This window comes from Chryseobacterium sp. IHB B 17019, assembly GCF_001456155.1.
GTDB lineage: Bacteria > Bacteroidota > Bacteroidia > Flavobacteriales > Weeksellaceae > Chryseobacterium.
Map to the genome: position 1 here is coordinate 3,867,209 of NZ_CP013293.1, position 14,351 is coordinate 3,881,559.

Genomic DNA, 14,351 nt, shown 5'->3' on the forward strand with positions numbered 1-14,351 from the left:
CGGATTCATGCCGCCAGAAGAAATTCTATACAACCCTACACTGCTTCAGTTACGACATCTTTTTACCAGAATAACAGCTCTGTGTAATGATGTATTTTCCGTTAAAAAAGATATTAAAAATGGCGATACAATGAATAGCATCTTGGTGATTCAACATGAATGGAATTGTACACTGGAAGAAGCCAAAGCAGAGGCTATCAATATGCATAACAGGGATGTCCAAGAGTTTGTCGCTGTAAGATCCTCATTGCCTGATGTAGGTTCCTGGCAGGAAAAGTTTGAGGACTGTATTTTGAATATGGAACTAATGATGTCAGGACACCTCGCATGGTATCAATATTCTGAGCGTTACTTATAAAATCTGATAATATAAAGGATACGAAGTAAAACATAACTTTAAAAAATAACAAAATTAATCCGCACAGCATTCTGCGGGTTAATTTTGGTCTGTATTCGTATTAAACTAAAAATTCTGTAACATATTTTGTATTATATTTACTAATGTAAAAAAGATAACTATGTTTTTTAAGTTTCTGAGATTAGAAATCAAAAGTTTTTTTCGTGGCAGTTCTTTAGGGATTAATGTGGCAATGAAAATTCTTCGTTTTATCGGGATTCTCTATTTTATGTTATGTTTTGCGGGAGCCGCGTTTATTATATTTTACGGTACTCAGGAAAAGATGCATCAAAATCCAGTAAAAATTGTTTCAAAGTTTCTTATTGCGGCTTGGGCAATTGATCTGATTATCAAATATATCTGGCAGGAAATGCCGACTCAGAACATTAAGCCGTTCCTTACTTTAAATATTTCCAAGAAAACGCTGGTTAATTATTTATTGAGTAAGACGTTTTTGTCCGCTTTAAGTTGGCTGAACTCTTTGTTTTTTATTACATTTTGCGGGATTGCATTATTCAACGGATATAGCTTTACAGGTGTCTTGGGTTGGTTTATCGGTGTTTCCCTGTTGTTTTACCTTAATAATTTTATCAATATTTTATTTAATGACAAAGAGGTCGTTGCGATTGTTGTAGGATGTATTTTTGCTGTAATTGGAGTTTTGGCATATTACAATATTGTTCCGGTACTTTCTTATTCTGAAAAGGTTTTCTACAATTTCTTTGAAAGACCTTATTTTGCTGTTATTTCTATTGTTTTATTTTTGGGTCTTTGGAAGATCTGTTACCATCATATCCGAAAAGTATTTTATCTTGATCAGGGCCTTGAAGCGAAAAAAACTGTAGGTAAAACTGAGAATATTGCTTTCTTAAACAAATACGGAGCCATCGGGACTTTCATCAATAACGACATTAAGATGCTTCGAAGAAACAAAGTAACCAAAGGCATTTTGATCGGCAGCTTTACGTTTCTTTTTTACGGAATGTTGATGTTCACATCATCCATTTACAAAACTCCGGCGATGATGATGTTTATGGGATTGTTTGTAACGGGAGGATTTCAGTTTATGTTTGGGCAGAAAGTTCCAGCCTTCGACAGCTCCTATTATCCGCTAATGATGACTTTAAACGTTCCCTATAAAGAATATCTGAAAGCAAAATGGTGGCTGATGAATATCGTAACGGCGGCTTCTATTATCGTTGCTTTGGGATATGTTTATTTCGGATGGAATGTTTATCTGGCCTTTTTTGCGGCAGGGATCTATAATATAGGCGTAAATTCTCAATTTACACTTTGGTCGGGAGCCTTCAACAAAGCACAGATTGACCTTAATGCCAAAGAAAAAAGAATGGGGCAGAAAAGCAGCTTTAATTTAAAAGCTTTATTACTATTAATTCCAAAAATGTTTTTACCGATGGTAGTTTTCGCAGTAATGCAGCATTTCTTCGGAATTGCAGCGGGTGTTATAAGTGTTGCAGTTCTGGGACTGATCGGGTTTTTATTAAGAGAGAAAATTTTTGATATTATTGTAAAGCATTATAAAACAGAAAAATACAGCACGCTGGAAGCATTCAAAAATAAAGATTAAACTATGATCACAGTAAATAATTTATCTAAAACATACGGAAAAGCAACCGTTTTAAATATAGAAAACCTTGAAATTCCCAAAGGCGAAACTTTTGGCTTGGTTGGGAACAATGGAGCGGGAAAAACTACACTTTTTAGTTTAATGCTTGATTTAATACAGCCTACAACAGGTTTCGTAAGCATAGACGGCATCAAAGTAAACGAATCCGAAGCCTGGAAAAATAAAGTTTCAGCTTTTGTAGATGATTCTTTTTTAATCGGTTATCTCACGCCGGAAGAATACTTTTATTTCATCGGAGAGTTGAGAGGGCAGAATAAAGCTTCTGTGGATGAATTTCTAAAACAGTTTCATGATCTTTTTAATGGAGAAATTTTAAATTCGGGAAAATATGTTCGTGACCTTTCAAAAGGTAATCAGAAGAAAGTCGGAATTATTGGTGCCATTATCGGAAATCCTGAGATCATTATTTTGGATGAGCCTTTCGCTAATCTTGACCCTTCAACCCAGATTAAATTAAAAAACTTAATCAAAGAATTATCAAAGCAGGACGGCGTGACTTTCCTTATTTCGAGCCACGATCTTTCGCATACCACTGAGGTTTGTAACAGGATTGTTGTCGTAAATAAAGGTCTGCTGGTAAAAGATATTTTGACCACTCCCGAAACATTGAAGGATCTGGAACAATATTTTGCCGATCAGGTTTCAACAGTTACAGTATAAATAAAGACCGGAGTTATTGGCTCCAGTCTTTTGTTTTTATCGACTATTGATTGTGTGCTAGCTTACACCTCCATCACACATTTCTACCGGAACCAGGCATTTTGTGGATGTACAAGGATTTCCAGTCGGGATTTGAAGGCAGCATGCGTGATATCCGTTATAAGTAATGTGATACGTTCCGGAAGGACATGTATGACCGCCTAACACTTGCTTAAGATTCTCTCTGTTAATTTTCTTTAAATTTTTCATAGTAATAATTTTTGGGTTGATTTTATATCACTAATATATGAAAAATAATTTAATTTAATATAAAAATCTGTTATTCATAATATTATAAGTAAAAAGCCCTAAGAATTCCTAGAGCTTTATCTGATATTTGAATTGAATTAATTTTATTTTAAGCTTCCCACCATATCTTCAGGCTTCACCCATTCGTCAAACTGTTCGGAAGTTACAAAACCTAAATTAATAGCTTCTTCTTTCAACGTTGTTCCATTTTTATGAGCTGTTTTGGCAATTTTTGCTGCATTTTCATAACCGATATGAGTGTTCAAGGCAGTTACGAGCATCAAAGATTTGTCTACCAACTCCTTAATTCTTTCATGATTCGGTTCAATTCCTACTGCACAATGATCATTAAATGAAATACATGCATCCGCAATCAACTGTGCCGACTGTAAGAAATTGTAAGCCATCACAGGCTTGAAAACATTCAGTTCATAATTACCCTGAGTTCCTGCAAAAGAAATCGTAGTATCATTTCCTAAAACCTGCGCGCAAACCATTGTCATCGCTTCATTTTGTGTAGGATTTACTTTTCCCGGCATAATTGACGAGCCCGGTTCATTCTCAGGAATATGAATTTCACCAATTCCCGAACGCGGCCCGGAAGCCAATAATCTGATATCCTGAGCAATTTTGTATAACGAAACCGCCAGTTGTTTCAACGCTCCGTGAGATTCTACAATGGCGTCGTGAGCAGCCAAAGCTTCAAATTTATTTTCTGCGGTTACAAAAGGAAGATTCGTGAATTTTGCAATATATTCCGCTACTTTTACATCGTAACCTTTTGGAGTATTCAATCCAGTCCCCACTGCAGTTCCTCCCAAAGCAAGCTCGGAAAGGTGAGGTAATGTATTTTTCAACGCTTTAATTCCATAATTCAACTGAGCGACATACCCGGAAAACTCCTGGCCTAAAGTCAATGGAGTGGCATCCATCAAATGGGTTCTCCCGATTTTAACGATATCTTTAAACGCTTCTGATTTTTCTTTTAAGGTATCTCTTAATTTTTCAACCGCAGGAATAGTTGTTTCAACCACTTTTTTATAGGCGGCGATGTGCATTGCTGTCGGATATGTATCGTTAGAAGACTGGGATTTGTTCACGTCATCATTCGGGTGAACTTCAGATTTGTCGCCCAAAGTTCCGCCATTATTGACATGGGCCCGGTTGGAAATAACTTCATTCACATTCATATTCGACTGTGTTCCGGAACCCGTTTGCCAGATCACCAAAGGAAACTGGTCATTTAATTTTCCTTCTAAAATTTCGTCGCAGACTTTCGCGATCATATCTCTTTTTTCGGCAGCAAGAACTCCCAAATCCGTGTTGGTGAAAGCAGCCGCTTTTTTTAAATAAGCAAAAGCTTCGATAATTTCATGTGGCATAGAACCTTCCGGCCCAATCTTGAAATTGTTTCTAGAACGTTCCGTTTGTGCGCCCCAAAACTTATCAGCAGGAACTTGCACTTCTCCCATGGTGTCTTTTTCTATTCTGTAATTCATTGTGATTGAAATTTTTAATTTTTTATTTAACCACAAAAGGCACAAAAGATTTAAATTGAAATTTTAATAGCTATACAAAGCTCACAAAATGAAATCTCGAAGAGGTTTCAAAAACTTATGTGTTCTTCTAAGACATTATTTTATTAAACTTAAGATAACTAATGTGTCAAAAAGCTTTTGTGTCTTTTGTGGTTAAAAATAGGTTCCATAAAGTTAAATATAAATGAAAACTCTCGCAATTTATAATCATTATAAATATCAATCTAAGTCACTGATTTTACTCATGTTTTTTGCGTAAGCCGTATTTTTGCACCCAAAGAAAAATTGAATGGAATTTAGATATCAGGATCCGTATCCGATTCAGAAAGATGATACGGTGTATAAAAAGCTTACATCAGATTATGTGAAAGTTGAAAAATTGGGAGAAAGAGAAATTTTAACCATCGATCCAAAAGGTCTTGAGCTATTGGCTGAAGAAGCAATGGCCGATGTTTCTTTCATGCTTCGTTCTTCACATTTAGAAAGTTTGAGAAGAATTATTGATGATCCTGAAGCTACAGATAACGACAGATTCGTTGCGTATAACTTATTGCAGAATGCTGCGGTTGCCGTTGAAGGAGCTTTGCCTTCTTGTCAGGATACAGGAACTGCGATTGTGATGGGTAAAAAAGGAGAAAATGTTTACACGGGCGTTGATGACGGTGAATATTTAAGCAAAGGAATCTATAACACATACCAAAAAAGGAATTTAAGATATTCTCAGGTTGTCCCTTTGACGATGTTTGACGAGAAAAATTCGGGTTCAAATCTTCCGGCGCAGATTGATATTTATGCTAAAAAAGGAGATTACTACGAGTTTTTATTTTTAACAAAAGGTGGAGGTTCTGCCAACAAAACTTTCCTTTATCAAAAAACGAAATCTTTATTAAACGAAAAATCTCTTGAAGCTTTTGTAAAAGAGAGAATTTCAGATTTAGGAACGGCTGCCTGTCCGCCTTACCATTTAGCTTTGGTGATTGGTGGAACTTCTGCGGAAGCAAATTTAGCTGCGGTGAAAAAAGCATCCGCGAAATATTACGATAATCTTCCGACAGAAGGAAATGAAGCCGGACAAGCCTTCAGAGACTTGGAATGGGAAGCAAAAGTTCAGAAAATCTGCCAGGAAAGTGCTATTGGTGCCCAGTTTGGAGGTAAATATCTGACTCATGATGTTCGAGTGATAAGATTGCCACGTCACGCAGCTTCTTGCCCGGTTGGTATGGGAGTTTCCTGTTCGGCAGATAGAAATATTAAAGGTAAAATTACCAAAGAAGGTATTTTCTTAGAGCAATTGGAACAAGATCCGAAAAGATTTTTACCCGCAACACCGCCACATTTGGAAGAAGCGATTGAGATTGATTTGAATAAGCCAATGCCCGAAATTTTAGCAGAGCTTTCAAAATATCCGATCAAAACAAGATTAAAATTAAATGGAACCCTGATTGTTGCCAGAGATATTGCTCACGCAAAAATCAAAGAATTATTGGACAGCGGACAACCAATGCCGGAATATTTCAAAAATCACCCGATTTATTACGCAGGACCTGCAAAAACTCCAGAAGGTATGGCTTCAGGAAGCTTCGGGCCTACAACGGCGGGAAGAATGGACGTTTATGTTGATGAATTCCAAAGCCACGGCGGAAGCATGGTGATGTTGGCAAAAGGAAACAGAACCAAAGACGTTACGGATGCTTGTAATAAGTATGGAGGTTTCTATTTGGGATCAGTGGGTGGACCTGCTGCAATTCTTGCAAAAGATAATATTTTATCCGTTGAGGTGGTAGATTTCCCGGAATTAGGAATGGAAGCTGTAAGAAAAATCGAAGTGAAAGATTTTCCTGCATTCATTATTACGGATGATAAAGGGAATGATTTCTTTGCAGATCTTGCTCATTAAATCAGAAAATATTTTGTTAAGATATTAGCATGTGATGCTTTTATAAACGTATATAAAAAAATTCCAAAGCTTGCTTTGGAATTTTATTTATAATGAAGTTGCAGATTTACTTTGCTTTATAAGTATTGCCTTTAGAATCTTTAAGCGTATTTTCATCAACAATTGTTAGTTCCTTTTTTTCGTCTCCCATGTCAGATTTTAAAGAGATTTTATTTCCTGAAACCTGATAAGTAGCAGGGAAAATAATATCGCCACCAGGTAAATAATCAGCAGTAGAATCTGTTTTGAACTCAATAAAGCCAGGATTAGACAATTCAGGATCTTTATTTGGTTTTTCTCCAGGTGCTAGTTGTCTTTCAAATATTTTTCCAACTAACTTTTGGTCTGAAGCGGAAGCTATATTTGTTTTAGAAACAGATGTAGAATCTGCCACTGCAGCAGAACTTGTTTCGTTTAATGTTTGGTCTCCGGTTTTTACTTCCTTTGAGCTACAAGAATAAATTAACAATGAAGAACCTAATAATGCCGAAATTAAAATTTTTTTATTCATTTGAAATTTTTTTTTGCAAATGTATAGAAAAAATGTTGGTTAAATTTTTATTTAAATAACTTGAGTTTCGTGATAAGAAAATAGCAATACTTATTATTTGGATTTAGTTTAAAATCAAAATAAATAATAAAATAGGCTACATATCTTTTGTGTACAAAAATAAAAAGTCCTATTTTTGCCTAAAATCTTTAAGAAATGATAACGATTTTATCAGCGTTTTGGCCGTTTTACCAATTCCTATGGACAGTTTTCTTCGTGATAATGTTCCTGGTAGGTTTTTGGTGTATTTTTATGTTCTTCGGATTGGTAATTCCAATGTGGTTGACAGAAGGTTTGAAAGAATATTTCGGGAAAGTAAAACCTTTTGATCCTGAAGATATCAGAAGAAAGCAAGTTAATGAGCAGGAAGGTGTAGAGGTGATCTACAGCAGCCCTAAAGGTAACGGTCCTTTCTTACACGATGATCACGGACACGGACATCATTAATTGATTGTCATTGTTTTCTCACTTGAATTCTGAGAAAGCAATATCAAAGCAAAACAACATATATTAAACCACTTACTTTAGTAGGTGGTTTTTCTTTTATTGCATTCTTAACTTTTCGGGTGAGACTCCAAACTTCTTTTTGAAGGCTCTTGTGAAGTTCTGCACATATTCATAGCCGCATTCTATGGCAATTTCTTTGATCAGTATTTCTTTGTTAATGATGAGTTTTTTTGCTCTCAGCATCCTTAGTTCTGCAATATAATCACTCACAGTAATATTATATTGTGTCTTGAATTCTTTTCGGATTTTATTTTGATTGATACCGATGAGCTTCCCGATGTCTTCAACTTTAATATTCTTATGGTAATTCTCATCAACGAATTTTTTGATCATTAACGGTATTTCCGGAGTTTCCTCAGTGATGTTTTTTCCATTAAACTGTTCAAAAATCAGAATTAAAAATTTAATAATTTTTGCTTCAACGAATAATTTCTGCATTACTCCTTTTTGGGGATGGCCTAGAATTTCCTTTAAAATCATGTGCATTTCAACAGTCATATACGGTGGAGTTTGCTTATGAAGGAAAATGAAATTATTCTTAATCATGCTTTCCAGGATATGTGCACTTTCTTTATCGTATTCAGGATTGATGAGGTTCACAATATAATTATAACTGATCTGAATTTGAAGATATTTTAAAATTTCCTGTCTTTCTGTCCACAGCTCAACAATATTTTCCTGTGATGAATAATGTAGAATGTATTGATTTTTTTTGAATAAAAATTTTGAACCGCAGTCGGGTGTTTTAAGATAAATATCAGGACTCAGCAAAAACAAAATGTTAAAACTCAATGGGCTTTCAATTATTATCGAAGATGAAAATTTTTCAGGATACAAGTCTTCCTGCATAACAATTTTTATGTCTTCAGATCTGAAAAATAATCCTTTATCTGATTGATTCTTCATATAAACGGCTTTACAGGTATGGTACAACTTCAAATAATAGCTGAATCTGGGATAACAAAAAGGTTGGAAATGATAACCTGAGGTTAATAAAGTCAACTAATTTTGTGCAAAATTAAATATAATTTAGAATAAATAAAAATAATATTAAATATGTTTGGAAAATTACAAGTTGTGATGCAGAAAATTGGAGTTGGTTTAGGACTGTTGATGAGTACAGCAGGTTATATAAATGCTCAACAATGTACCGATCCAGGAACCAATACAGGGGATCTTGGTTGTGTGACATTCAATTATAATGGACAATCTGTTACGTACACAACCGTAAGAGGTGCAGATGGAAAAATTTGGCTTCAACAAAATTTAGGAAGTGCAAAAGTGGCTTCCTCATTTGATGATGCAGATTCTTTCGGAGACCTTTTCCAATGGGGAAGATGGGATGACGGCCACCAGTTGAGAACTTCTGCGACAACAACAATACCTTCTACAAACTCTCCAGCGGGATTGGCAGGAGTGAACTCATTTATAATCGGTTCCGGCTCCGCGTCGTGGTGGGCAACCAATGCGACAAGTGATGCCTGGAACGCGAATAACAAGACGGAAGCAACTGCCGCAATCGGCGCAGATCCATGCATGGCAATCGGGCAGGGGTGGAGGCTTCCCAAAACTGCAGAATGGGTAACTTTAGTTGGTGCCGAAGGTATTACCAATCCGTCATCAGCATATTTAAGCTATTTGAAATTACCTGCAGGGGGCTACAGAAGCAATACTACCGGGAACCTCACATATGTCGGACAAAGGGGATATTTTTGGAGTTCAGACACCGCAAACACAGGTGGAAAATTTCTTTATGTTGGATCAACTATTGTTACTCCTACTTCCGGAGGCGCAAGAGGTCAGGGAGAGTCAGTAAGATGTATCAAAGATTTTACAGGGTTGGCAACTTCTGATATAAGTCTTAAGATTAATTCAATTGAAATGTATCCAAATCCTACCAAAGGAATATTGAATATTAAAGCTGATTCATCCATCGAAAACCTAAACATCATTAATGCTGTAGGACAAAAAATCAATGCCCAGTTCTCCAATAATCAAATTAATATGCAAGGTCTTTCTAACGGAATGTACATTGTAGAATTAAAATTAAAAAATGGAGAAGCTATTTCTAAAAAAGTAATAAAAAATTAATTCTATAAATATTTAATTCATATTAACTCTATTAAAATAGTGATTATGGCGCGGGCCAAAGGCCCGCGCCATAATCTGTTTAAAAAATATAGGTAAATTCTGTTTAAAATCAGATAATATTAATTTCAACATTAATATTCCCTCTCGACATTTTAGAGTATGGACAAGTCTGATGAGCTTCTTCAGTAAGCAATTTTGCTGTTTCATTGTCAATTCCCGGAAGACTAACATTCAATCGAGCCTGTAAAAAATAAGCCTCGTCACTCATACAAAGATCCACTTCAGCATCTACTGCTGTTTCGGGCGAAAGTCTGATCTTTCTTTTTCTGGCAGCAATTCCCAATGCTCCGATAAAGCAGGCTGACCATCCAGCGGCAAAAAGCTGTTCCGGATTCGTCCCGGTTTCTATTCCACCTGGTGTTGAAAGTTTTACATTAAGATTATTGTCGGAGCTTTTAGAAAATCCGTCTCGGCCTCCTGTGGTGTGAGTTTTTCCTGTGTATAACACTTTTTCTGCGGTTAAGGTTTGATTATTTTCCATTGTTAAAAAAATTAGATTGTTATTTATTATGAATTATGAATTGTGATTGTAAATTGTGAACTATTTTGAATATCCGTCCACTTCAAAAATGGCCTCAGCAAAGGATTTCGGGTCTTCTTGGGGAACATTATGTCCTATTCCTTTTAAAATTTTATGAGAATATTTTCCTGTAAATTTATTGGCATAAGCTTTTCCATCGATGGCTGCTTCGTCAAAATCGCTGCTGATCGTAATGGAGGGAACCGTAATTACAGGCCGTGTTGACAATTTTTTCTCCAGTTCATCATATTTTGTTTCTCCTTTTGCTAAAGACAATCTCCATCGGTAATTGTGAATAACAATGGCCACGTGATCCGGATTATTGAAAGACTGTGCGGTCTGATCATAAGTTGATTTGTCAAAATTCCATAATGATGAAGCGGTTTTCCAGATTAGCTTATTGAATTCATACGTGTTTTCTTTATATCCTTTTTCACCGCGATCCGTAGAAAAATAGTACTGATACCACCACCCTGATTCGGCTGCAGGAGGCAATGGATTTTTATTAGAATCCAGATTGGTGATTAAATATCCACTTACGGAAACCAGGCCTTTCACACGATCCGGCCAAAGCGCAGCCATTACATCCGCAGTTCTTGCGCCCCAATCAAATCCTCCGACAATCGCTTTGTCAATTTTTAAGGAATCCATTAAATTAATAATATCCATTGCAATTGCCGACTGCTGACCATTTCTCATTGTTTTATCAGAAAGAAAACGAGTCGTACCAAAACCTCTCAAATAGGGTGTAATTACTCGATATCCTTTTGCTGTCAATATTGGAACAACCTCCTCATAACTATGAATATCGTAAGGCCAGCCGTGAAGTAAAATTACAGGGGTTCCACTGGAAGGTCCGGCTTCTGTATAACCGATATTCAGGGCGCCTGCATCAATTTGTTTTAATGTTCCTAATGAGCTTTTCGGTTGTTGAGCATGTAATCCGAGATTAAAAATTAAAATAAGAATTGCACTAATCCAATAAATTTTTCGTGTTGATGGCTTCATAGTATGATTTTTTAAATGATGCGTCAAAAGTAAAAAGCTTAAACAGGCAAAACCATTAAAATTTAGCTGAAACGGACAATCTTGATCCTGAATTAGACAAAACTTAAATTAAAAATTAAAGTACCTAATTATTAGGTAATGCATAGTTTTTCAGGAAGTTAAAAAATGCATTTTTTTCATTAAAAGATGAAAAATTCTTAAAAAATAATTAACTTTCGTATACTACTAATTTGAAAAAACGAACTTTATGAAGAAATTTTATTCCGGTATAATGCTGTTTATTGTCGCTCTGGTTTTTGGGCAGATAAGCTATACCATCACTCCGAATCCGTTCAACGAAACGGATGCCATTACTTTGACTGTACCCGGAAATCAGATTGATGAATCGGCTTGGGGAGTTTCCAATAACGCGGTTTATATTTGGTCCTGGTCTTTGGATGCAAATTATCAGAACAGTCAGGATTGCCCTACCAATGGAAGCTGGAGTAATTCCAACGAGTTAAATAAATTAAATTATAATTCGGCAACAGATACTTATTCTCTATCCTTCACTCCAACTACTTTTTACGGTAGAACGGGAATCGGGAGGTTTGGATTTTTGTTAAAAGATAAAGCAGGTGCTCATCAAACATCCGATACCTTTGTAAACGTCGGAATTTTAAATATAAACATGACAAACCCAGCTGCGAACAGCTTGACATCGGTTCCGGCAGGAAATTCTATCAATATTACGGCGACAACAAATGTAAACTCAACATTTCAGCTAAAAGCGAATGGAACGGCCGTCAATTCTACTTCCACACCCTCAACTTCTTATTCCTTCAATTATACGGTAACGGCGGACGCTAATATGGAACTGATCGCCACAGATACCAATTCAAATACAAAAAATGCAACCTTCATTTTACAGATTCCGAGAACGGTTATTTCCGAAGCAATTCCAAACTGGATGAGACAGGGAATAAACTATCATCCGACAGATAATACTAAAGTTGGGTTGGCTTTATATGCTCCGTCTAAAAATTTCGTTCATGTGATCGGAAGCTTCAACAATTGGGTGGTGAACGATTCTTATTTAATGAAAAGAGACACCGTAAACCCGGATTTATATTGGATTGAATTAAGTGGTTTAACGCCGCAGCAATTACATACATTCCAATACAGGACAAACGATCTCAAAAAAGTTGCAGACCCATATTCTCCACAGATTTTATCTTCCTATGATGATCAATGGATTTCTGCTTCTACTTACCCAAGCTTGCCTCCATTCCCGACTGGACAGGGCTTCGAGGTTTCTATGTTTAAAACAGGACAGACTCCTTACAATTGGCAGGTGACAAATTTCACAAGGCCGGCAAAAGAAAATCTTGTCGTTTATGAACTATTGTTGAGAGATTTCACCCAGGAAAAAAACTGGCAGTCATTAATTAACAAAATCAACTATTTAAAAGGATTAAATATCAACGCTATCGAGCTTCTTCCCATCATGGAATTTGAAGGAAATCTTTCGTGGGGATACAATACATCGTTTCATTATGCCTTAGACAAAGCGTATGGAACGCCTGAAAAATTCAAGGAGTTTGTTGATTTATGCCATCAGAACGGCATCGCTGTGATTTTGGATATTGCGTTTAATCATGCTACCGGACGTTCTCCATTGGCAAGACTCTGGAACGTAGATCCGGACGGAGACGGCTATGGAGATATTGCTGCGAATAATCCTTATTTTAATCAGGTTCCTAAACACTCATACAATGTTTTCAATGATTTCAACCATACAAGTGCTTCAACTAAATATTACGTTGAAAGATGTCTTCAGCAATGGTTGACAGAATATAAAATTGATGGTTTCCGATGGGATTTAACAAAAGGTTTCACGCAAAGCTGCTCCGAAAGTGACGAAACATGCACCAACGCTTATCAGCAGGACAGGGTAGATATTCTAAAATACTACGCTGACAGACAATGGGCCATTGACCCAAATTCTTACATGATTTTTGAGCATCTGGGAACAGATCAGGAAGAACAGCAATGGGCAAATTACAGGATTGCAGAAGGAAAAGGCGTAATGCTTTGGAACAAGCAAACCGAGCCTTACAACCAAAACACAATGGGCTACAAGGAAAACAGCAGCTACGACAGAATGAATCATACCCTTCACGGCTTCATGAATATGCACGCGGTTGGCTACGGAGAAAGTCATGATGAGGAAAGATTAATGTTTAAAAATCTTGCATACGGTGCAGTAAACGGAAGCTATGACGTTAAAAACTTGAATACGGCTTTAGATAGAATGAAAACTTTCGGAGCAACATTTTTCACGACTCCCGGCCCGAAAATGATCTGGCAGTTTGGAGAATTGGGATATGAATTCAGCATCAACAGATGTGCAGACGGATCAATCAACAGTGGTTGCAGAACTGACGAAAAACCGGTTGCTTTCACATTAGGTTATGATACAAACGCCAGCAGAAAAGCGGTTTATGATACCTGGGCGAAAATTATTAGTTTAAGAAATACTTATCCGGTTTTCAAATCCAAGACATACAGCGTAGAATCCAATAACCTGGCAAACGATCCGGATGGTTTGATAACAAGAATCTATGTATATGATAATACTATTGTGAATGGTGTGAAAAATGTTGTGGTTCTGGCAAATTACACTACATCATCTCAAAATGTTGTTCCTTATTTTCCTTATATCGGGCAATGGCAGAATTTAATGGATAATTCTGTGTCAAATATCACATCTACAACAGCTCCAATTACCCTTCTGCCAGGAGAATTCAGAATCTTCGGAAATTATGTGGGAAGTTTATCGACTATCGATGAAAATGCAGAAAACAAATTATCTCTGCAAATTGCTGATAATCCGGTAAAAAATGGATCAGCAAAATTAATTTATCACAAAGCTAAAAACGGAGAAATCACCATCTACGACTTGAGTGGTAAAAAAATGGATTCATTTAAGCTAAAAAATGAGAACGGAATCTATGATTTAAAAACAAATTATCCTGCCGGAACGTATTTGGTTCATCTGAAATCTGATAGCGGAATTGCCATTCAGAAGATGATTGTACAGTAAACCGGCTAAAGAATCCGATAAATAAAAATAAACCCTTCAGTTCGGAGGGTTTTTCTTATTTTT

13 protein-coding genes are annotated in these 14,351 nt (G+C 36.3%); 7 read left to right on the forward strand and 6 right to left on the reverse strand.

Translation table 11 applies throughout. The annotated features are described in order from the left end of the window. Positions 1-7: 7 nt before the first annotated feature. The 3 genes from ATE47_RS19425 to ATE47_RS17915 all read left to right on the forward strand — a co-directional run bounded on the left by ATE47_RS19425 (position 8) and on the right by ATE47_RS17915 (position 2,705). On the forward strand, positions 8-358 hold the full coding sequence (locus tag ATE47_RS19425) for a terpene synthase family protein (protein WP_062163237.1): 351 nt from the start codon (positions 8-10) through the stop codon (positions 356-358). Between the two features lie 160 nt (positions 359-518). Continuing rightward, positions 519-1,985: a DUF5687 family protein gene (locus ATE47_RS17910; protein ID WP_062163238.1), complete on the forward strand. Its 1,467-nt coding sequence runs from the start codon at positions 519-521 to the stop codon at positions 1,983-1,985. Positions 1,986-1,988: 3 nt separating this feature from the next. Continuing rightward, positions 1,989-2,705, forward strand: a complete 717-nt coding sequence (locus ATE47_RS17915; RefSeq protein WP_062163239.1) for an ABC transporter ATP-binding protein — start codon at positions 1,989-1,991, stop codon at positions 2,703-2,705. 57 nt (positions 2,706-2,762) lie between these two features. On the opposite strand, the gene ATE47_RS17920 is transcribed toward ATE47_RS17915, so the two are convergent. Then, positions 2,763-2,954 carry a bacteriocin-like protein gene (locus ATE47_RS17920; protein ID WP_062163240.1) on the reverse strand — a complete coding sequence of 64 codons (192 nt, stop codon included), beginning with the start codon at positions 2,952-2,954 and terminating at the stop codon, positions 2,763-2,765. Between the two features lie 143 nt (positions 2,955-3,097). Next, entirely contained in the window at positions 3,098-4,492 is a 1,395-nt protein-coding gene (fumC, locus tag ATE47_RS17925) for a class II fumarate hydratase (RefSeq protein WP_062163605.1), read from the reverse strand. 328 nt (positions 4,493-4,820) lie between these two features. Between fumC and ATE47_RS17930 the strand changes: the two genes are divergently transcribed. Continuing rightward, positions 4,821-6,428 carry a fumarate hydratase gene (locus ATE47_RS17930; RefSeq protein WP_062163241.1) on the forward strand — a complete coding sequence of 536 codons (1,608 nt, stop codon included), beginning with the start codon at positions 4,821-4,823 and terminating at the stop codon, positions 6,426-6,428. 106 nt (positions 6,429-6,534) lie between these two features. On the opposite strand, the gene ATE47_RS17935 is transcribed toward ATE47_RS17930, so the two are convergent. After that, the gene (locus tag ATE47_RS17935; protein ID WP_062163242.1) at positions 6,535-6,978 is read right to left on the reverse strand and encodes a hypothetical protein; all 444 of its coding nucleotides are present in this window, start codon (positions 6,976-6,978) and stop codon (positions 6,535-6,537) included. A 195-nt stretch (positions 6,979-7,173) separates the two neighbouring features. Between ATE47_RS17935 and ATE47_RS17940 the strand changes: the two genes are divergently transcribed. Further along, entirely contained in the window at positions 7,174-7,464 is a 291-nt protein-coding gene (locus tag ATE47_RS17940; RefSeq protein ID WP_181898081.1) for a hypothetical protein, read from the forward strand. A 96-nt stretch (positions 7,465-7,560) separates the two neighbouring features. Here the strand turns inward: ATE47_RS17940 and ATE47_RS17945 are convergent, their stop codons facing one another. Continuing rightward, positions 7,561-8,430: a helix-turn-helix transcriptional regulator gene (locus ATE47_RS17945; protein WP_062163243.1), complete on the reverse strand. Its 870-nt coding sequence runs from the start codon at positions 8,428-8,430 to the stop codon at positions 7,561-7,563. A gap of 150 nt (positions 8,431-8,580) precedes the next feature. Here ATE47_RS17945 and ATE47_RS17950 point away from each other — a divergent pair, with 150 nt between their 5' ends. Beyond that, the gene (locus ATE47_RS17950; protein ID WP_062163244.1) at positions 8,581-9,615 is read left to right on the forward strand and encodes a T9SS type A sorting domain-containing protein; all 1,035 of its coding nucleotides are present in this window, start codon (positions 8,581-8,583) and stop codon (positions 9,613-9,615) included. 109 nt (positions 9,616-9,724) lie between these two features. Here the strand turns inward: ATE47_RS17950 and ATE47_RS17955 are convergent, their stop codons facing one another. Beyond that, complete coding sequence (locus ATE47_RS17955) at positions 9,725-10,156, reverse strand: organic hydroperoxide resistance protein (protein WP_062163245.1); 432 nt, start codon at positions 10,154-10,156, stop codon at positions 9,725-9,727. A gap of 60 nt (positions 10,157-10,216) precedes the next feature. Next, on the reverse strand, positions 10,217-11,203 hold the full coding sequence (locus tag ATE47_RS17960) for an alpha/beta fold hydrolase (RefSeq protein ID WP_062163246.1): 987 nt from the start codon (positions 11,201-11,203) through the stop codon (positions 10,217-10,219). 247 nt (positions 11,204-11,450) lie between these two features. Here ATE47_RS17960 and ATE47_RS17965 point away from each other — a divergent pair, with 247 nt between their 5' ends. Beyond that, positions 11,451-14,288, forward strand: coding sequence for an alpha-amylase family glycosyl hydrolase (locus tag ATE47_RS17965; protein ID WP_062163247.1), 2,838 nt, complete (start codon positions 11,451-11,453; stop codon positions 14,286-14,288). The last annotated feature ends 63 nt before the right edge of the window (positions 14,289-14,351 follow it).

Bases quoted from the DNA above. Each gene is read 5' to 3' on its own strand.
- ATE47_RS19425 (WP_062163237.1), top strand. From the start codon at position 8: ATGCCGCCAGAAGAAATTCTATACAACCCTACACTGCTTCAGTTACGA.
- ATE47_RS17910 (WP_062163238.1), top strand. From the start codon at position 519: ATGTTTTTTAAGTTTCTGAGATTAGAAATCAAAAGTTTTTTTCGTGGC.
- ATE47_RS17915 (WP_062163239.1), top strand. From the start codon at position 1,989: ATGATCACAGTAAATAATTTATCTAAAACATACGGAAAAGCAACCGTT.
- ATE47_RS17920 (WP_062163240.1), bottom strand. From the start codon at position 2,954: ATGAAAAATTTAAAGAAAATTAACAGAGAGAATCTTAAGCAAGTGTTA.
- fumC (WP_062163605.1), bottom strand. From the start codon at position 4,492: ATGAATTACAGAATAGAAAAAGACACCATGGGAGAAGTGCAAGTTCCT.
- ATE47_RS17930 (WP_062163241.1), top strand. From the start codon at position 4,821: ATGGAATTTAGATATCAGGATCCGTATCCGATTCAGAAAGATGATACG.
- ATE47_RS17935 (WP_062163242.1), bottom strand. From the start codon at position 6,978: ATGAATAAAAAAATTTTAATTTCGGCATTATTAGGTTCTTCATTGTTA.
- ATE47_RS17940 (WP_181898081.1), top strand. From the start codon at position 7,174: ATGATAACGATTTTATCAGCGTTTTGGCCGTTTTACCAATTCCTATGG.
- ATE47_RS17945 (WP_062163243.1), bottom strand. From the start codon at position 8,430: ATGAAGAATCAATCAGATAAAGGATTATTTTTCAGATCTGAAGACATA.
- ATE47_RS17950 (WP_062163244.1), top strand. From the start codon at position 8,581: ATGTTTGGAAAATTACAAGTTGTGATGCAGAAAATTGGAGTTGGTTTA.
- ATE47_RS17955 (WP_062163245.1), bottom strand. From the start codon at position 10,156: ATGGAAAATAATCAAACCTTAACCGCAGAAAAAGTGTTATACACAGGA.
- ATE47_RS17960 (WP_062163246.1), bottom strand. From the start codon at position 11,203: ATGAAGCCATCAACACGAAAAATTTATTGGATTAGTGCAATTCTTATT.
- ATE47_RS17965 (WP_062163247.1), top strand. From the start codon at position 11,451: ATGAAGAAATTTTATTCCGGTATAATGCTGTTTATTGTCGCTCTGGTT.